The sequence below is a fragment of the Enterobacter sp. PL1 genome (assembly GCF_945957325.1).
GTDB classification, from domain to species: domain Bacteria; phylum Pseudomonadota; class Gammaproteobacteria; order Enterobacterales; family Enterobacteriaceae; genus Enterobacter; species Enterobacter roggenkampii.
Genome location: NZ_CAMFKT010000020.1, coordinates 74,157 through 91,580, shown reverse-complemented (window position 1 = coordinate 91,580; position 17,424 = coordinate 74,157). Strand labels below are relative to the sequence as shown.

Genomic DNA, 17,424 nt, shown 5'->3' with positions numbered 1-17,424 from the left:
TAAAGACATTGCGTATCAGTGATATGCCCCAATACTGTTGGTATATCCATAAGAGACTCTGACATAGCCATGCCTGAACACTATCGTTATTCCTTGCCTGTCAAAGCGGGCGACCAGCGCCAGCTGGGTGAACTCACGGGCGCAGCGTGCGCCACGCTGGTGGCGGAAATTGCTGAGCGTCATCCTGGCCCGGTGATCCTGGTTGCCCCAGATATGCAAAACGCCCTGCGCCTGCACGATGAAATTCGCCAGTTCACCGATAATCTGGTGTTCAGCCTGGCCGACTGGGAAACGCTGCCCTATGACAGCTTCTCCCCGCACCAGGAGATCATCTCCTCGCGCCTGTCGACGCTCTATCAACTCCCGACCATGCAGCGCGGCGTGCTGATTGTGCCGGTAAACACCCTGATGCAGCGCGTCTGCCCGCACAGCTACCTGCATGGCCATGCGCTGGTAATGAAAAAAGGCCAGCGCCTGTCCCGTGATGCCCTGCGGGCGCAGCTTGACGGCGCCGGGTATCGCCACGTCGATCAGGTGATGGAGCACGGGGAATATGCGACCCGCGGCGCGCTGCTCGACCTTTACCCGATGGGCAGCGACCAGCCGTATCGTCTGGACTTTTTCGATGATGAAATCGACAGCCTGCGCGTCTTCGACGCCGATACGCAGCGCACGCTGGAGGAAGTGGAGTCCATCAATTTACTGCCCGCACATGAGTTCCCGACGGACAAAACCGCTATCGAACTGTTCCGCAGCCAGTGGCGCGATAAGTTCGAGGTGAAGCGCGACGCGGAACATATTTATCAGCAGGTCAGCAAAGGCACGCTGCCTGCCGGGATCGAATACTGGCAGCCGCTGTTCTTCAGCGAGCCGCTCCCTGCCCTGTTCAGCTACTTCCCGGCGAATACCCTGATTGTTAACACCGGGGATATCGACGCCAGCGCCAGCCGCTTTGAAAGCGAAACCCGCGCTCGCTTCGAAAACCGGGGCGTTGACCCGATGCGTCCGCTGCTGCCGCCGGAAGCGCTGTGGCTGCGTACCGACGAGCTCAACGCCGAGCTGAAGCGCTGGCCGCGCATGCAGCTGAAAACCGATTCGCTTGCCAATAAGGCCGCTAACACCAACCTCGCCTTCCGGACGCTGCCGGACCTGGCCGTCCAGGCGCAGCAGAAATCCCCGCTGGATAATCTGCGCAAGTTCCTGGAGTCCTTTACCGGCCCGGTGGTGTTCTCCGTTGAGAGTGAAGGCCGTCGCGAAGCGTTAGGTGAGCTGCTGGGACGCATTAAGGTGGCGCCGAAGCGCATCCTGCGCCTGAGCGAAGCGACCGGAAACGGCCGTTACCTGATGATTGGCGCCGCCGAGCATGGGTTCATCGACACGCTCAACAACCTGGCGCTGATTTGCGAAAGCGACCTGCTGGGCGAGCGCGTCGCGCGCCGTCGTCAGGACAGCCGTCGAACCATCAACCCGGACACGCTGATCCGCAACCTGGCCGAGCTGCATCCGGGCCAGCCGATTGTTCACCTGGAGCATGGCGTTGGACGCTATCAGGGGATGACCACGCTGGAGGCGGGCGGCATCAAAGGTGAATACCTGATGCTGACCTACGCCAACGACGCCAAACTGTATGTCCCGGTGTCGTCCCTGCATCTGATCAGCCGCTACGCGGGCGGGGCCGAAGAGAACGCGCCGCTGCACAAGCTGGGCGGCGATGCCTGGGCGCGCGCGCGCCAGAAGGCCGCGGAAAAAGTGCGCGACGTGGCCGCCGAACTGCTGGATATCTACGCCCAGCGCGCGGCCAAAGAGGGCTTCGCCTTTAAGCATGATAAGGAACAGTATCAGCTGTTCTGCGACAGCTTCCCGTTTGAAACCACGCCGGATCAGGCTCAGGCCATCAACGCCGTGCTGAGCGACATGTGCCAGCCGCTGGCAATGGACCGCTTAGTGTGCGGCGACGTCGGCTTCGGTAAAACCGAAGTGGCGATGCGCGCCGCCTTCCTTGCGGTGGAAAACAACAAGCAGGTGGCGGTACTGGTGCCGACCACCCTGCTCGCTCAGCAGCACTTCGACAACTTCCGCGACCGCTTCGCCAACTGGCCGGTACGCATCGAGATGCTGTCGCGTTTTCGCAGCGCCAAAGAGCAGACGCAGATCCTGGAGCAGGCCAGCGAAGGCAAGATCGATATTCTGATCGGCACCCATAAGCTGCTGCAAAGCGACGTGAAGTGGAAAGATCTGGGGCTGCTGATCGTCGACGAAGAGCACCGCTTCGGGGTGCGTCATAAGGAACGCATCAAAGCGATGCGCGCCGACGTCGATATCCTGACCCTGACCGCGACGCCGATCCCGCGAACCCTGAACATGGCAATGAGCGGCATGCGCGATCTGTCGATTATTGCCACGCCGCCGGCGCGCCGTCTGGCGGTAAAAACCTTCGTCCGCGAATACGATAATCTGGTGGTGCGTGAGGCCATTCTGCGTGAAGTGCTGCGCGGGGGTCAGGTCTATTACCTGTACAACGACGTGGAAAACATCCAGAAAGCGGCCGACAGGCTGGCGGAGCTGGTGCCGGAAGCGCGCATTGCTATCGGTCACGGGCAGATGCGCGAGCGCGAGCTGGAACGGGTGATGAACGACTTCCACCATCAGCGCTTTAACGTGCTGGTGTGTACCACCATCATCGAAACCGGGATCGACATTCCGACGGCGAACACCATCATCATTGAACGTGCGGATCACTTTGGCCTGGCGCAGCTTCACCAGCTGCGCGGCCGCGTCGGGCGTTCGCACCATCAGGCCTACGCCTGGCTGCTGACGCCGCATCCGAAAGCGATGACCACCGATGCGCAGAAGCGTCTGGAAGCCATCGCCTCGCTGGAAGACCTCGGTGCAGGCTTCGCGCTGGCCACGCACGATCTCGAGATCCGCGGTGCCGGTGAACTGCTGGGTGAGGACCAGAGCGGCTCGATGGAGACCATCGGCTTCTCGCTCTATATGGAACTGCTGGAAAACGCGGTTGATGCCCTGAAGGCCGGGCGCGAGCCGTCGCTGGAAGATCTCACCAGCCAGCAGACCGAGGTCGAGTTGCGTATGCCTTCCCTGCTGCCGGATGATTTCATTCCAGATGTAAATACCCGACTGTCGTTCTACAAGCGCATCGCCAGTGCGAAGACGGAAAACGAGCTGGAAGAGATTAAGGTTGAGCTGATCGACCGCTTTGGTCTGCTGCCCGATGCGGCGCGAAATCTGCTGGATATCGCTCGCCTGCGCCAGCAGGCGCAGAAGCTGGGCATTCGCAAGCTTGAAGGCAACGAAAAAGGCGGCGTGATTGAGTTCGCCGAGAAGAACCACGTCAACCCGATGTGGCTCATCGGTCTGCTGCAAAAACAGCCGCAGCATTTCCGTCTGGATGGCCCAACGCGTCTGAAATTTACCCAGGAGCTGACGGAGCGCAAAACCCGCATGGACTGGGTGCGTAGCTTTATGCGCCAGCTGGAAGAGAACGCGATCGCCTGACCTCCCTTCCCCCGTTAGCCCAGCGCTAACGGGGGACAATTTACAAACTCTTTGCACTTCACCCGATCTTCCCGACACACCCATTCGCCATAATTATCTTTAACGCTTTATAAAACAATAACCTTATCATTTATATGGACTATGGTGATGATCTCTTCGCGTATGACTCGCTGGTTAACCCTGTTTGCGCTGGCAGCCACCGTTGCGGTTGCGCTTCCCGCTCGCGCAAATACCTGGCCCCTTCCTCCGCCCGGCAGCAAGGTGGTGGGGGAAAACCGCTTTCATGTGGTTGAAAATAATGGCGGTTCGCTGGAAGCCATTGCCAAAAAATATAACGTTGGTTTTCTGGCCCTGCTGCAGGCGAACCCTGGCGTCGACCCCTACGTCCCGCGCGCGGGCAGCGTATTGACTATCCCGTTACAGACTATCCTGCCGGACGCTCCGCGTGAGGGGATCGTCATAAATCTGGCTGAGCTGCGTCTGTACTATTACCCGCCGGGTAAAAATGAGGTGACCGTCTACCCGATTGGTATTGGTCAGCTGGGCGGCGACACCCTGACGCCGACGATGGTCACGACCGTCTCGGATAAACGCGCGAATCCAACCTGGACACCAACGGCCAATATTCGTGCACGGTATAAAGCTCAGGGCATCGATCTTCCAGCCGTGGTGCCAGCAGGCCCGGATAACCCGATGGGTCACCACGCGATCCGTCTGGCGGCCTACGGCGGCGTTTATCTGCTGCACGGAACGAATGCGGACTTTGGCATCGGCATGCGCGTCAGCTCCGGCTGCATTCGTCTGCGCGATGACGATATCAAAACGCTGTTTAACGTCGTTACGCCGGGTACGAAAGTCAATATTATCAATACGCCGATCAAGGTTTCTGAGGAGCCGGGCGGCGTGCGGCTGGTTGAAATTCACCAGCCGCTATCGAAAAACATTGGCGATGACCCGCAGACGCTGCCCATTAACCTGAATGCCGCGATGGTAAGCTTTAAAACGAATGCGAATACCAACAGCGAGGTGATGGAGCGCGCAATGGAGGCCCGCTCAGGCATGCCGACCGATGTCACCCGGCATCACGATGTCATCCAGCAATCGATGTAAATCATAAATAAAAAAACGCCCTGCTAAGCAGGGCGTTTTTTATTGCAGTGGCATAAATGAGGGTTTATGCCCGGCTTATTTGTAGATGACGGCGGTGCCGTGCAGGGTGTTAGGACCAGTCACAGAGGTGATGCGGTAAGATTTTGCACCCATCTCTTGCGCTTTTTGCGCCAGCTGATCTTCCAGTGAACCCAGGTTAGTCCCGGCAGAGGCAGAGATCGTCCCGACTTTATGCTGATCGACCGGGGTGGACTGTACCTGTACAGCCGCAAAGCTTGCGAAAGAGAGTGAACTCAGGACAGCAGCAGCGATGAGGGTTTTTACGTTTTTCATGATGTTTACCTTTAGCAGATGAATTTGGAGGTCGTTAGCTATTTAGTTAACGATCGATAGGTAAATCATAAATGTGATCCATCTCACACGTCAACATAATTTTATAATGGTCGTTAACTTAATTTTAAAGTCGTTATTTTTCATACTCATATGATTAATTTATTTTTAAGCATTCAGCGCTGGTGGTGACTTGCGTTTATTTTTATAATGGTCATTCAACAAACCAACAGAGGACCAACGGCACATGACAACCGACGTCACGAGTTGTGCAAAGAAAAGCCGTGGCCGACCAAAAGTGTTTGACAGGGATGCAGCGCTTGATAAGGCCATGACTCTCTTCTGGCAACATGGGTATGAAGCAACCTCGCTTTCCGATCTGGTAGAAGCCACCGGCGCCAAAGCGCCGACGCTCTATGCCGAATTTACCAATAAAGAGGGGCTGTTCAGGGCAGTGCTGGACAGATACATTTCGCGCTTTGCGGCGAAACACGAAGCCCAGCTGTTTTGTGAAGAGAAAAGCGTCGAACAGGCGCTTCGGGATTACTTCACCGCCGTCGCGACCTGCTTCACCAGTAAGGACACGCCTGCGGGCTGCTTTATGATTAACACCTCTGCCACCCTGGCGGCGTCCTCGAAAGAGATTGCCAATACGGTGAAATCGCGTCATGCCATGCAGGAGGAGACGCTGAGCGCCTTTCTGGCTCAGCGGCAGCAGCGCGGTGAAATCCCTGCACAGTGCAACCCTCAGCTGCTGGCGCAATACCTGAGCTGTATTTTGCAGGGGATGTCGATCAGCGCCCGTGAAGGGGCAACGCTGGAAAAACTGCAGAATATTAGCGACACCACGCTGCGGCTGTGGCCTGAGCTACTCAAAATCTGAAGCAAAAAAAAAGCTCCTCAGCCTGAGCGCATGAGGAGCTAAATTCAGAGAACATCTTTTTTACACTTTGTTATTCAGAACCAGCTGGCCATTTCCATCGAGCGGAATTTGCGTGCCCGGGTCTTTATCCATGCGGATTTTGCCCTGCTGATCGCCAATTTTGTACGTCACGTCATAACCCAGCATTTTTTCCGACTTGTCATAGACGGTTTTGCAGCGTTGCTGAGTCGTGGTGTAGGTATCGTTATCCTGCATCGCGCCCTGCACCTGGTTACCGGCATAGCCGCCACCCAGCGCGCCGACCACGGTCGCTACATCTTTACCCCGGCCGCCGCCAAACTGGTGACCAATCACGCCACCCGCTACCGCACCCAGAACAGAACCGGCGATACGGTTTTCATCCTGCACCGGACGGCGATGCGTCACGGAGACATTGCGGCACTCCTGACGAGGCGTTTTTACCGTTTCTTTAATCGGTGTAGCAGAAACCACCTGCGCATACTGCGGGCCGCGGTCTAATACGTTGAGACTGGCAACGGCAGCCACACCTAACGCAGCCGCGACGCCAATCCCTATACCCGCCAACATTGATTTATTCACGGGACTTCCTCCTTTGTTGCTATTGGTAACAATTTTGCAATGGAGGCACGGCTTCGCCAATCAGATAAAGGATCAAAAAAGGGGCATAGCGAGGAGATATATTCTATTTAGGAGAACTCTTAAGCAGTCAAACTGTGATCTACAGCATGAAATGCTAAAAACTCCCTCCGGAGAGCCCGGAGGGAGTGAAAGATTAGTGCAGCTTCAGACGCGGACGGATCACGCGGTTGATTCTGCCCACCAGCATCATCAGCCCGGTTTTGAAGTAGCCGTGCAGTGCAATCTGGTGCATACGGTACAGGGAGATGTACACGAAGCGGGCAATGCGCCCTTCTACCATCATCGAGCCGCGCATCAGGTTGCCCATCAGGCTGCCGACGGTTGAGAAGTTTGACAGAGACACCAGAGAACCGTGGTCTTTGTAAACATAGGCCTTCATTGGCTTGCCTTTGTACTGCGCCAGAATGTTGTGCAGGACCAGGCTTGCCATCTGGTGTGCAGCCTGGGCGCGCGGCGGCACGAATCCACCTTCAGGACGGGCGCAGGAGGCGCAGTCACCGATAGCAAAGATTTCAGGGTCACGCGTGGTTTGCAGCGTTGGCTCCGTGACCAGCTGATTAATGCGGTTGGTTTCCAGGCCGCCGATATCTTTCATAAAGTCAGGCGCTTTGATACCTGCCGCCCAGACCATCAGATCCGCTTTGATATACTCGCCGTCTTTGGTGTGCAGGCCGCCTTCGTCGGCGCTGGTCACCATGGTCTGCGTCAGCACCCGCACGCCCAGCTTGGTGAGTTCATTGTGCGCCGCACCGGAAATACGCGGAGGCAGCGCAGGCAGAATGCGTTCACCGGCTTCGACCAGCGTGACGTTCAGCGCTTCGTTCGTTAACCCTTTGTAACCGTAGCTGTGCAGCTGCTTCACCGCATTGTGCAGCTCAGCGGACAGCTCAACGCCCGTCGCACCGCCGCCGACAATGGCGATATTGACCTTACCGTTCGCACCCATATTGCTGGTGTACTTCAGGAACAGGTTCAGCATTTCCTGATGGAAACGACGCGCCTGGTGCGGGTTATCGAGGAAGATACAGTGCTCTTTCACGCCCGGCGTGTTGAAGTCGTTGGAGGTACTGCCCAGCGCCATGACCAGGGTGTCGTACGGCAGCTTGCGCTCAGGAACCAACAGCTCCCCTTTTTCATCACGCAGTTCTGCCAGAGTGATGGTTTTGCTTTCACGGTTGATGTCCACCACCGAGCCCAGCTGGAACTGGAAATGGTGGTTGCGCGCGTGTGCCAGATAGCTGAGCGCGTCCACGCCCTCGTCCAGAGAGCCGGTCGCTACTTCGTGCAGCAGCGGTTTCCACAGGTGGCTGTGGTTACGATCCACCAGCGTGATTTTGGCTTTTTTACCGCGCCCCAGCTTCTTACCCAACTGTGTCGCCAGCTCCAGCCCGCCAGCACCACCGCCTACAATCACTATCTTTTTCAATGGCGTAGTCAACGTGACCCCCTCAAATTATTAACCAATTGTTAATTAAAAGTTATAAAAATAACCCTTAATTAACAACAGGTTACAGCACTGAAACCATTCAGGTGTATTGAGAATACCACGTCAGGCGCATTGGTCATACCAAAATTGATATGCATCAAGTTTTGATGGCTTAAAAGTAGACAATTCTGGACAAAAAGAAACCCGGTGCGCGTTCGCGACCGGGTTTCTGAAGCGGCAGGCTGTGGTTTAGCCCAGCGTTTTAAAGGCTTTGATGCGCTGGAGGTGCGGGGAGATATTCTTAAACTTGTGGGTCTGTTCTTCGTCCCAGACAATTTCATAGTAATGATGCAGCAGTTCTGCAGCCCGGTGGCTGTTGAGCGCCTCATCGTTACGCGACAGGATCACCAGGCAGCGGTCACGATTTTTCTCCCGAAAATTGCTGACGCACTTGGTCGCAATATCGACATACTCTTCCGGGCGGTCAATCTTGCCTTCCATGTTCTCGTTCGGGAAAAGGTTGGGATTGAATACGACCTGGCGGATGTCGCACAGGAAGCCAATCCGCTCCGCCCAGTAGCCGCCCAGCCCCACGCCGCAAATCAACGGCCGATCGTCGACGTTGAGCTGCAACATCTTGTCCACCTCTTTGAGCAGGTGCTGCATATCATGCTTCGGATGGCGCGTGCTGTAGCTGATCAACCGGACATCCGGATCGATAAACTGCAGCTGCAGCACCTTCTCATGATTACCAGGACTGTTTGAGTCAAAACCGTGTAAATAGATGATCATCGTCTTTTCACCACGCTACGCCTTCCGGGAGGGTTTACAGGCTGGCTTTATGTGCCTGCCAGCGCTCATTCAGGTCTTCAAGCCGGGCGTTGACCGTCTTCCAGCGCGCCGAATCCATCAGCTCCTGACGGCTAAATGAACCTTTATGATACAATTGTGTAACACGCTCTGCATTGATCGGCGACAGGTTATCCAGCACGCTAACGGCACCTTTACGATTATTGCAGACCAGGATCATATCGCAACCTGCATCCAGCGACGCCTGACCGCGTTCAGCGTAGCTGCCCATAATCGCCGCCCCTTCCATCGATAGATCGTCAGAGAAAATCACGCCATTGAAGCCCAGCTCCTGACGCAGAACGGTTTTCAGCCAGTGCGGAGAGCCGCTGGCAGGACGCGGATCAACGTCGCTGTAAATCACGTGCGCAGGCATGATGGCATCCAGCTTGTTGTCGGTGATAAGCGACCTGAACACCAACATATCTTTGGCGCGAATTTCCGCTTCCGGGCGCGGATCGCGCGGGGTCTCTTTATGCGAGTCCGCCGTTACCGCCCCGTGGCCAGGGAAGTGTTTCCCGGTGGTTTTCATCCCGGCATCGTGCATGCCGTCAATGAAGCGGGTCGCCATGGCCAGCGCAATGCGCGGATCGTCATGGTACGAGCGCTCGCCAATGGCGGCGCTGATATGCCCCACGTCCAGAACCGGGGCAAAACTGATGTCGATATCCATGGCAATCATTTCACTGGCCATCAGCCAGCCGGCCTCCTGCGCCAGTTTCCCGCCCTCTTCCGTGCCGAGCAGCGCGGCAAAAGACTGGGCCGCCGGCAGGCGGGTAAACCCTTCGCGAAAGCGCTGCACGCGTCCGCCTTCCTGATCGACGGCGACCACCAGATGATTGCGCGACGCGGCGCGGATCTGACGCACCAGCTCGCGCAGCTGCGCCGGATCGTGATAGTTGCGGGTAAACAGGATCAGGCCCCCCACCAGCGGATGCGCCAGAATTTCACGCTCCTCCGCATCCAGTTCAAACCCTTCTACATCCAACATGACTGGACCCACATCCACCTCTCTTATCCTTTCGTTTATAACTGACGCCAGGCATCGTCTGCCAGCGCAATAAAATGTTTGTCTCTTGACTGCTGATAGCGCATTTCAAACCAGCCAGCCATTAACATGACGACCCATGGCCGCCAGCGTTTGACCTGACGCCTCAGCGCGTCGGCGTCAATGTGCGCCACCTCGGCGTAGTCCCTGATAAGCCTCTGCCGCGCGTCGTCACTCTCCGTCCAGACTGCCGCCAGCTCCAGCGCCACATCGCCATCTCCGGCGTATTCCCAGTCGATGAGCCTGATGCCCTCTGCCGTATGCACAATATTTCCGGCATGAACATCCATGTGCAGCGGCGATAGCCGAATCGGCTGCGGCTCGCCTGCTTTACGCAACCGCTTGAGATGTGCCAGCCACACTGGAGTGCGTCTGTCAGGCGCGGCCTGCTGCCAGTAGCGTTCAAGCAGCGGGTATAGCGTGATTCGCCATCCCAGACGTGGCTGCCGGTGCAGATGATACAGCAATGCCACGAGCGCCGGCGTGTCCGGCAGCGCGCTTTTCACGTCACCGTCCAGATAGTCGACGGCCATCCAGCTCTCTCTGAAAAAACGGGGGGCAGGCACGAGATCTGACGGAAGACGCCTCAGGGCGCGAAACTGACGACGGAAATGGGAGGCAGGCGCATAGGGGTCGTGATGTTGCCGCAAGACCAGGCGTCGTTCCCCCTGCGCTATAATGCAACTCGCGCCGCCAAGCCCGGAGTGGGCCTGCGGCGCGATAAGGCGGTACTGAGGAAAATAGCGCGTCAGAATCTCTTCACGCGTGCTGTCATTGTTGCGTAACCGCACCTTTACCTGACCAGATAATTTCGCCTGTCTGAACCAGCATCAGCTGCATCTGCAGGGCCGGCGTATTCACGTTACCGGTGGCGTTAGAGTACAGCACATACTGTGCGCCAACGTTACGGGCAATGCCGATCGCCTTGCTGCGTGTGCCGAGGCTGTCCTGTGGCGACAGGCCCAGCTGCTGTTTGGCTACCGCGAGCTGCTGAGCCGAGACCAGCGTAAACTTACCGTTGTTTGCCAGCGCATTGCGCAGCGTTTCCGTCGCTTCACCCGCGTTCAGCGAACCGTTGGTACGGTTGTTCACGCTATCAACCAGCAACACGCTACCTGCCGTCACGCCCTGTGCCTGCAGCATTTTGCCGACCATGGGCTGCATTGCGCCGTTCCAGTCGTAATGGCGCACGCGAGGCGTGGGCTGTGACGTCTGGTCTGGATGCTCAATCGGGCCAGGTTGTGACGGAATAGACGGCACAGACGGCACGGTTGGCTGCGGCTGCGTTGGCTGTGTCGGCTGTTCAGTGCCCGGTTTCGCCTCTTCCACAGGCGCTGGCTGTTCAGTTCGGGTCACACACCCCGCCAGGAACAGCGCGAAAGCTGTCACGAGCGCATAGCGGCTCAAGTTTTTAATCAAGGTTCACCCCTTAGAGATAAAGATAAAGTCTCACCTTATGCGCACCCAGATAGTTGGCGCTGCCATAGAGCGTTACCGACGATCTGGCCGGAATGGTGACGCTGCGCGGCGCCTCCAGCGGATGCATTTCAAGACCTCTTACGTCATACCAGAAAAAACGGTAGTGGACCGTCACGGGTTCATGTCTTTCATTAAAGAGCGTAGAGGAGGCAGAGGAATTGATTTCACTGATGGTCAGCACGGGTTGTTGCGCCGTGATGCCCGCGGCAAGCACGGAGGATTCCATCACCAGCGTCTGTTCATCGTTCACGGGGATCGCCGGGCGCGAGCTGCACCCCACAATCATCATCGTCAATACCAGCGCTGCAATACGCCCTTTACGCATATCAAAGACCTTTATGTGCCAGCATCGGCCCCAGAGGACGTCCACCCAGCAGATGCATGTGAATATGATAAACTTCCTGGCCACCATGACGGTTGCAGTTCATGATCAGACGGTAACCGTCTTCTGCAATGCCTTCCTGTTCAGCGATTTTCGCGGCCACCGTCAGCATACGACCTAACGCCACTTCATGCTCGGTTTTTACGTCGTTTACGGTCGGAATCAGAATATTGGGAATGATAAGGACGTGCGTCGGGGCCTGAGGGGAAATATCCCGGAAAGCCGTTACCAGTTCATCCTGATAGACGATATCCGACGGGATTTCGCGACGGATAATTTTACTGAAAATCGTTTCTTCAGCCATGACCTTTTCCTTTTTTGTTTAATCTGGCGCGAGCAATTGCTGTTAACACACGCTCTGGTTGAGTGCGTGACACAATTCAAGAGTATGAGCGAGTTTCTCCTGTCCTTTCAACCTCCTCCCTCGATTTCTTTCCTGAATGTTCATCAGCTGAACGAAGAGTGACCGTTAAAGCGTGCTGCTGCATTTTTTTAAGACAGAAATAAAAAAGGCAGCCATTCGGCTGCCTTAGTCTCCCCAGGTCACAGCTTAGTTGTTGCGGATGTATTCATCCATTTCGGTTTTCAGGTTATCGGATTTCGTACCGAAAATTGCCTGTACACCAGAACCTGCAACAACCACGCCCGCTGCGCCCAGTTTTTTCAGACCCGGCTGGTCTACTTTCGCGACGTCGGCAACGCTCACACGTAGACGAGTGATGCACGCGTCCAGGTTAGTGATGTTCTCTTTACCGCCGAACGCGGCAACCAGTGCCGGGGCCATTTCGCTGGTCGCGCCAGCTTTGCTGTCTTCTGTCGCATCTTCACGGCCTGGGGTTTTCAGGTCCAGTGCTTTAATCAGCACGCGGAAGATGGTGTAGTAAACAACGGCATAGCACGCACCCACGATTGGGAACAGCCACAGTTTGCTGCTGTTACCGGACAGAACGATGAAGTCGATCAGACCGTGAGAGAAGGACGTACCGTCACGCATACCCAGCAGAATACAGATTGGGAACGCCAGGCCCGCCAGAATCGCGTGGATAACGTACAGGATCGGCGCAACGAACATGAAGGAGAACTCGATCGGCTCGGTGATACCGGTCAGGAACGAGGTCAGTGCTGCGGAGATCATGATACCGCCCACTTTTGCACGGTTCTCTGGCTTAGCAGAGTGCCAGATAGCAATCGCCGCTGCTGGCAGACCGTACATTTTGAACAGGAAGCCACCAGACAGTTTACCTGCAGTTGGGTCACCCGCCATGTAACGTGGGATATCGCCGTGGAATACCTGGCCTGCTGCGTTGGTGAATTCACCAATCTGCATCTGGAATGGAACGTTCCAGATGTGGTGCAGACCGAATGGCACCAGGCAACGCTCGATGAAGCCGTAGATACCAAACGCCACAACCGGGTTCTGGTAAGCAGCCCACTGAGAGAAGGTCTGGATAGCGGAGCCGATTGGTGGCCAGATGAAGGACAGGATCACGCCAGTGAAAATCGCTGCCAGACCAGAGATGATCGGAACGAAACGCTTGCCCGCGAAGAAGCCCAGGTACTCAGGCAGCTTGATGCGATAGAAGCGGTTGAACATGTACGCTGCAATCGCACCGGAAATGATACCGCCCAGAACACCGGTGTCCGCCAGGTGTTTCGCGGCGATCTCTTCTGCCGGTAAATGCAGAACCAGCGGCGCAACCACAGCCATGGTTTTCACCATGATGCCGTAAGCAACCACTGCAGCCAGCGCAGATACGCCGTCGTTATTGGTGAAGCCCAGAGCCACACCGATCGCGAAGATCAGTGGCATGTTAGCAAAGACAGAACCGCCTGCTTCGGCCATCACATGGGACACTACGGCTGGCAGCCAGCTGAAGTTAGCAGAACCGACACCCAGCAGGATACCTGCGATAGGCAGTACGGATACTGGCAGCATCAGCGATTTACCGACCTTTTGCAGGTTAGCAAATGCATTCTTAAACATAATTGAGAGTGCTCCTGAGTATTTGTGCTTTTTTTACGCTTTCACGCATTGGCCCGGGGGGAGTACCGTGCCGTGGACAGGACATCTAAGCGCCCTTTATTTATTACACAGAGTAAAATAATTCCCTCTGAGTTTGTTTGACGGCTATCACGTTTCAGCTTAAGGCGGTCGAAAAACTTTCAGTTATTTACAAAAAGCATGTCCGGATGTGTCTAAAAACACCCTCACCGCCCCAAATGAGGCGGTGAACTTTACTCGTTTTATTTATTAATTACGAGCCTAAAAAAAACAGGTGTATCAGACAGATTGCAGGCGGGCGGGGTCAATATGGAACAGCGTTGAGAAGTTTTCCGTGGTCACGCGGGCCAGCTCTTCGATGCTGACGCCCTTCAGTACGGCCATGTACTCAGCCACGTCTCGCGTCATCGCCGGTTGGTTCTCTTTACCGCGATGCGGTACCGGGGCCAGATACGGAGAGTCTGTCTCCACCAGAATGCGATCGAGCGGAACATAACGCGCGGCATCCCGGAGCTGCTCAGCGTTACGGAACGTCACAATCCCGGAAAACGAAATATAAAACCCTAAATCAAGCAGTTTACCCGCCGTTTCTCTGTCTTCTGTGAAACAGTGTAGTACGCCACCGCAATCCGTCACGTTTTCTTCCCGAAGGATCGCCAGGGTATCGGCACGCGCATCGCGGGTATGCACAATGACCGGCTTGTTCAGTTCGCGGCCAATACGGATATGATGGCGGAAGGACTCCTGCTGTCGCGGTTTCGTTTCCGGCGTGTAAAAATAGTCCAGGCCGGTCTCCCCCATCGCCACCACGCCCTCTTCTGCTGCCAGTCGGCGCAGTTCATCAACGTCATACGCCTCGTCCTGATTCAGCGGATGCACGCCGCAGGAGAACACCACGTTGTCGCGAACGCCCACCAGCTCACGCATGGTGCGATAACCCGGCAGCGTCGTCGCCACCGCAAGGCAGAATTTCACATCGCGGGCAGCGGCTTTTTCCAGCACGTCATCCACGTTTTTATGCAGGGATTGATAATCCAGGCCATCAAGATGGCAGTGTGAGTCGACTAAAAACATAATGTCTCTCTCAGAGATGGGAAACTGGCGGTGTGACGCCGGGTTGCAGGTAATGTTCAATACGCAGTAACTGGTCGGTCAGTAAAAGCTCGCGATTAAGACCCGTCACGGTTAAAAGCTGTTCGCGGCTCTGGCAAACTTCATGAAGCATCGCGTGAAGAATCGCGCCGGAGAGGCGGTTCGCCAGCGTACTCACCAGTGGCCACGCGTCAGGGTTAGTCAGCAGCGTTGCCCCTTGCTGAATTTTAAGGGCATCCAGCAGCAACGCGGCCAGCCAGTGCAGACGCTCAACGGCACTATCGCTGTTAAGTGTCGGGAGTAAGCTTAGCCAGTCGTTGTTATTCAGCGCCGCTTCAACGGCCCGGCAGAGCGCTTCTCGCTGTGACCAGACGTCAGGTTGCAGCAAGGCCAGCGCCGCCGCGGGCGCGCCGCTACTCAGGCGCAAGGCGGACAGCGCACTTTCAGGTGACGTTGTCACCTCTCGCTCCAGCCAGCTCAGCGCCCATGATTCCTGAGGCACCGCAAGGTGATGAAGACGGCAGCGGCTGCGCAACGTCGCCAGCAATCGTCCCGGATCGCGGCACGAGAGGAAAAACCACGTTTTTTCCGGCGGCTCTTCAAGAGTCTTAAGCAGGGCGTTAGCCGCCGCCTCGGTCAGCAGGGTGGCGTCTTTGAGCAAGACGACCTTAGCGCCACCCAGACGCGCATGTTCGTACAATTTTTCACTGACCTCACGCACGGCATCAATACCCAGCGCGCTCTTGCCCTTCTCAGGCTCAAGGGTGTAGTAGTCAGGATGTGTGCCCGCCTGCATCAGCTGGCAGCCGCGGCACTTACCACAGCTTTTGTGCCCTTCCGGCTGCTGGCACATCAGAAAACGGGTGAGGGCATAAATTAACGCCTCATCCCCCATCCCTGGCAATGCCTGAATCAGTAACGCATGATGCCCCCGCCCCGCCTGATAGCTGCCGATCAGCTGCTCAAAGTGCGGACGCAACCATGGATACCATTTCATGCCTGCTGCTCCTGTACCCACTGCGTAACGGTCTGCTGGATGTTGTGCGTGACGTCATCCAGCGACTGCGTCGCATCGATGGTACGAATAGCGCTATCCTGTGCCGCCAGCTCAAGATAGCGCGCACGGGTGCGGTTAAAGAAATCAAAGGACTCTTGTTCAATGCGGTCCAGCTCGCCGCGCGCGCGGGCGCGCTTGAGGCCCACTTCCGGCGTAACATCCAGATAGAGGGTCAGGTCGGGGCGAAAATCACCCAGTACGGCATCGCGCAGCGTTGCCAGCATCGTCTGGTCAATACCGCGTCCCCCGCCCTGGTAGGCCTGAGTCGACAGATCGTGGCGATCGCCGATCACCCATTTACCCTCGGCCAACGCGGGTTTGATCACCGTCTCAACCAGCTGTACGCGCGCCGCGTAGAACATCAACACTTCGGCTTTGTCAGTGATAACTTCGTCGCCAACGGATTTAATATCCAGCACCAGGCTGCGCAGTTTCTCCGCAAGTTGCGTACCGCCCGGCTCGCGGGTGAAGACCATGTCGGCGACGCCAAGCGATTTCAGCGTGTCCACCACTACGTTGCGGGCAGTGGTTTTACCCGCCCCTTCGAGTCCCTCAATGACAATGTATTTACTGCGCATTTTTTTCCTTAAGTGCCTTCAGATAGTCCTGAACAGAGCGATTGTGGCTGGCAAGGTTGGTGTTAAAGGTATGCCCCCCTTTTCCATCAGCCACAAAATAGAGATACGGTGTTTTCGCCGGGTGCGCGGCGGCTTTGAGAGAAGCCTCGCTCGGCGTGGCAATCGGGCCAGGCGGTAAACCGCTAATCACGTAGGTATTATACGCCGTTGGCGTTTCCAGATCTTTTCTGGAAATCTTGCCGGTATAGCTCTCACCCATGCCGTAGATAACGGTAGGGTCGGTTTGCAGGCGCATACCAATGCGCAGACGATTGATAAATACTGACGCCACCCGATCGCGCTCGGCGGCAACGGCGGTCTCTTTCTCGATAATCGAGGCCATGGTAACAAACTGATTTTGATCTTTATAAGGTAAACCATCCATTCGCCCTTCCCAGGCGGCATCCACGGCGGCGACCATTTTTTTGTGCGCCCGCTTCAGAATCGCCACATCGGTCGTGCCTGCGGTATACATCCAGGTATCTGGCCAGAACCAGCCTTCCACCCATTCAGGATGCTCAAACTTGAGCACGTCGGCCACCGTCTGGTAGCTGTCGTCCTTCAGGGTATGTTTGATATACGGCGCATCGCGCAGCTGTTTGAGGTAATCGCTCAGGCGCATCCCTTCGACAAAACGCAGCGGGAACTGGGCTTCTTTACCGCTTTCCAGCAGTTGCAGCATCTCTCTGACTGTCATGCCGGGCGTAAAGCGGTAGGTACCAGCCTTGAAGTGAGATAGGTCAGGCTCAATACGCAATAACCACTGGAACACACGAGGACGGTTAATGATTTTATCCCCGTAAAGCTGCTCGCCCAGCGCCATCCGCCCGGTACCGGCTTTCAGGGTAAAAATCGTCTCGTCTTTAATCAAGATTTTACTGTTCGCCAGCTGGCGGACTTTCCATACTCCCGCTCCGCCAGCAATGCCCAGCGCAATAATAAGGAGAAGGACAAAACGCAACATTTTCTTCAT

At 56.2% G+C, this 17,424-nt stretch carries 17 protein-coding genes; 3 read left to right on the top strand and 14 right to left on the bottom strand.

The annotated features are described in order from the left end of the window. Nucleotides 1-69 precede the first annotated feature (69 nt). Both mfd and N6P30_RS17745 read left to right on the top strand, forming a co-directional pair. Entirely contained in the window at nt 70-3,516 is a 3,447-nt protein-coding gene (gene mfd, locus N6P30_RS17750; protein ID WP_023292777.1) for a transcription-repair coupling factor, read from the top strand. A 144-nt stretch (nt 3,517-3,660) separates the two neighbouring features. Further along, nucleotides 3,661-4,626, top strand: coding sequence for a L,D-transpeptidase family protein (locus N6P30_RS17745; protein ID WP_025911795.1), 966 nt, complete (start codon nt 3,661-3,663; stop codon nt 4,624-4,626). Between the two features lie 75 nt (nt 4,627-4,701). Here N6P30_RS17745 and bhsA read toward each other — a convergent pair whose 3' ends face one another. Beyond that, nucleotides 4,702-4,959 (bottom strand): multiple stress resistance protein BhsA, encoded by a 258-nt coding sequence (gene bhsA, locus N6P30_RS17740; protein WP_008500777.1) that lies wholly within the window; start codon nt 4,957-4,959, stop codon nt 4,702-4,704. 244 nt (nt 4,960-5,203) lie between these two features. On the opposite strand from bhsA, the gene comR reads away from it, so the two are divergent. After that, nucleotides 5,204-5,839 carry a TetR family copper-responsive transcriptional repressor ComR gene (gene comR / locus N6P30_RS17735; RefSeq protein ID WP_008500778.1) on the top strand — a complete coding sequence of 212 codons (636 nt, stop codon included), beginning with the start codon at nt 5,204-5,206 and terminating at the stop codon, nt 5,837-5,839. 60 nt (nt 5,840-5,899) lie between these two features. Here the strand turns inward: comR and N6P30_RS17730 are convergent, their stop codons facing one another. The 13 genes from N6P30_RS17730 to yceG form a co-directional block, all read right to left on the bottom strand. Beyond that, a complete protein-coding gene (locus tag N6P30_RS17730; protein WP_008500779.1) occupies nt 5,900-6,439 on the bottom strand; it encodes a glycine zipper 2TM domain-containing protein in 540 nt (179 codons plus the stop codon). A gap of 193 nt (nt 6,440-6,632) precedes the next feature. Beyond that, on the bottom strand, nt 6,633-7,937 hold the full coding sequence (locus tag N6P30_RS17725; RefSeq protein ID WP_008500780.1) for an NAD(P)/FAD-dependent oxidoreductase: 1,305 nt from the start codon (nt 7,935-7,937) through the stop codon (nt 6,633-6,635). Between the two features lie 237 nt (nt 7,938-8,174). After that, nucleotides 8,175-8,717: an alpha/beta hydrolase YcfP gene (gene ycfP, locus N6P30_RS17720; protein ID WP_008500781.1), complete on the bottom strand. Its 543-nt coding sequence runs from the start codon at nt 8,715-8,717 to the stop codon at nt 8,175-8,177. A 34-nt stretch (nt 8,718-8,751) separates the two neighbouring features. Next, the gene (gene nagZ / locus N6P30_RS17715) at nt 8,752-9,777 is read right to left on the bottom strand and encodes a beta-N-acetylhexosaminidase (RefSeq protein ID WP_032676866.1); all 1,026 of its coding nucleotides are present in this window, start codon (nt 9,775-9,777) and stop codon (nt 8,752-8,754) included. A 23-nt stretch (nt 9,778-9,800) separates the two neighbouring features. Further along, nucleotides 9,801-10,613: a thiamine kinase gene (gene thiK / locus N6P30_RS17710; protein ID WP_023292779.1), complete on the bottom strand. Its 813-nt coding sequence runs from the start codon at nt 10,611-10,613 to the stop codon at nt 9,801-9,803. After that, on the bottom strand, nt 10,594-11,241 hold the full coding sequence (gene lpoB / locus N6P30_RS17705; RefSeq protein ID WP_008500784.1) for a penicillin-binding protein activator LpoB: 648 nt from the start codon (nt 11,239-11,241) through the stop codon (nt 10,594-10,596). Before lpoB ends, thiK begins: the two co-directional genes overlap by 20 nt. A 10-nt stretch (nt 11,242-11,251) precedes the next feature. Further along, a complete protein-coding gene (locus N6P30_RS17700; RefSeq protein WP_008500785.1) occupies nt 11,252-11,626 on the bottom strand; it encodes a YcfL family protein in 375 nt (124 codons plus the stop codon). Between the two features lies 1 nt (nt 11,627). After that, nucleotides 11,628-11,987 carry a purine nucleoside phosphoramidase gene (gene hinT, locus N6P30_RS17695; protein ID WP_008500786.1) on the bottom strand — a complete coding sequence of 120 codons (360 nt, stop codon included), beginning with the start codon at nt 11,985-11,987 and terminating at the stop codon, nt 11,628-11,630. A gap of 246 nt (nt 11,988-12,233) precedes the next feature. Further along, nucleotides 12,234-13,667 carry a PTS glucose transporter subunit IIBC gene (gene ptsG / locus N6P30_RS17690; protein ID WP_008500788.1) on the bottom strand — a complete coding sequence of 478 codons (1,434 nt, stop codon included), beginning with the start codon at nt 13,665-13,667 and terminating at the stop codon, nt 12,234-12,236. Between the two features lie 297 nt (nt 13,668-13,964). After that, a complete protein-coding gene (locus tag N6P30_RS17685) occupies nt 13,965-14,759 on the bottom strand; it encodes a metal-dependent hydrolase (protein WP_023292781.1) in 795 nt (264 codons plus the stop codon). Nucleotides 14,760-14,769: 10 nt separating this feature from the next. After that, a complete protein-coding gene (gene holB / locus N6P30_RS17680) occupies nt 14,770-15,774 on the bottom strand; it encodes a DNA polymerase III subunit delta' (protein ID WP_008500790.1) in 1,005 nt (334 codons plus the stop codon). Next, the gene (tmk, locus tag N6P30_RS17675) at nt 15,771-16,412 is read right to left on the bottom strand and encodes a dTMP kinase (protein WP_008500791.1); all 642 of its coding nucleotides are present in this window, start codon (nt 16,410-16,412) and stop codon (nt 15,771-15,773) included. Before tmk ends, holB begins: the two co-directional genes overlap by 4 nt. After that, nucleotides 16,402-17,424 (bottom strand): cell division protein YceG, encoded by a 1,023-nt coding sequence (gene yceG, locus N6P30_RS17670; protein ID WP_023292782.1) that lies wholly within the window; start codon nt 17,422-17,424, stop codon nt 16,402-16,404. The genes tmk and yceG overlap by 11 nt, the downstream gene beginning before the upstream one ends.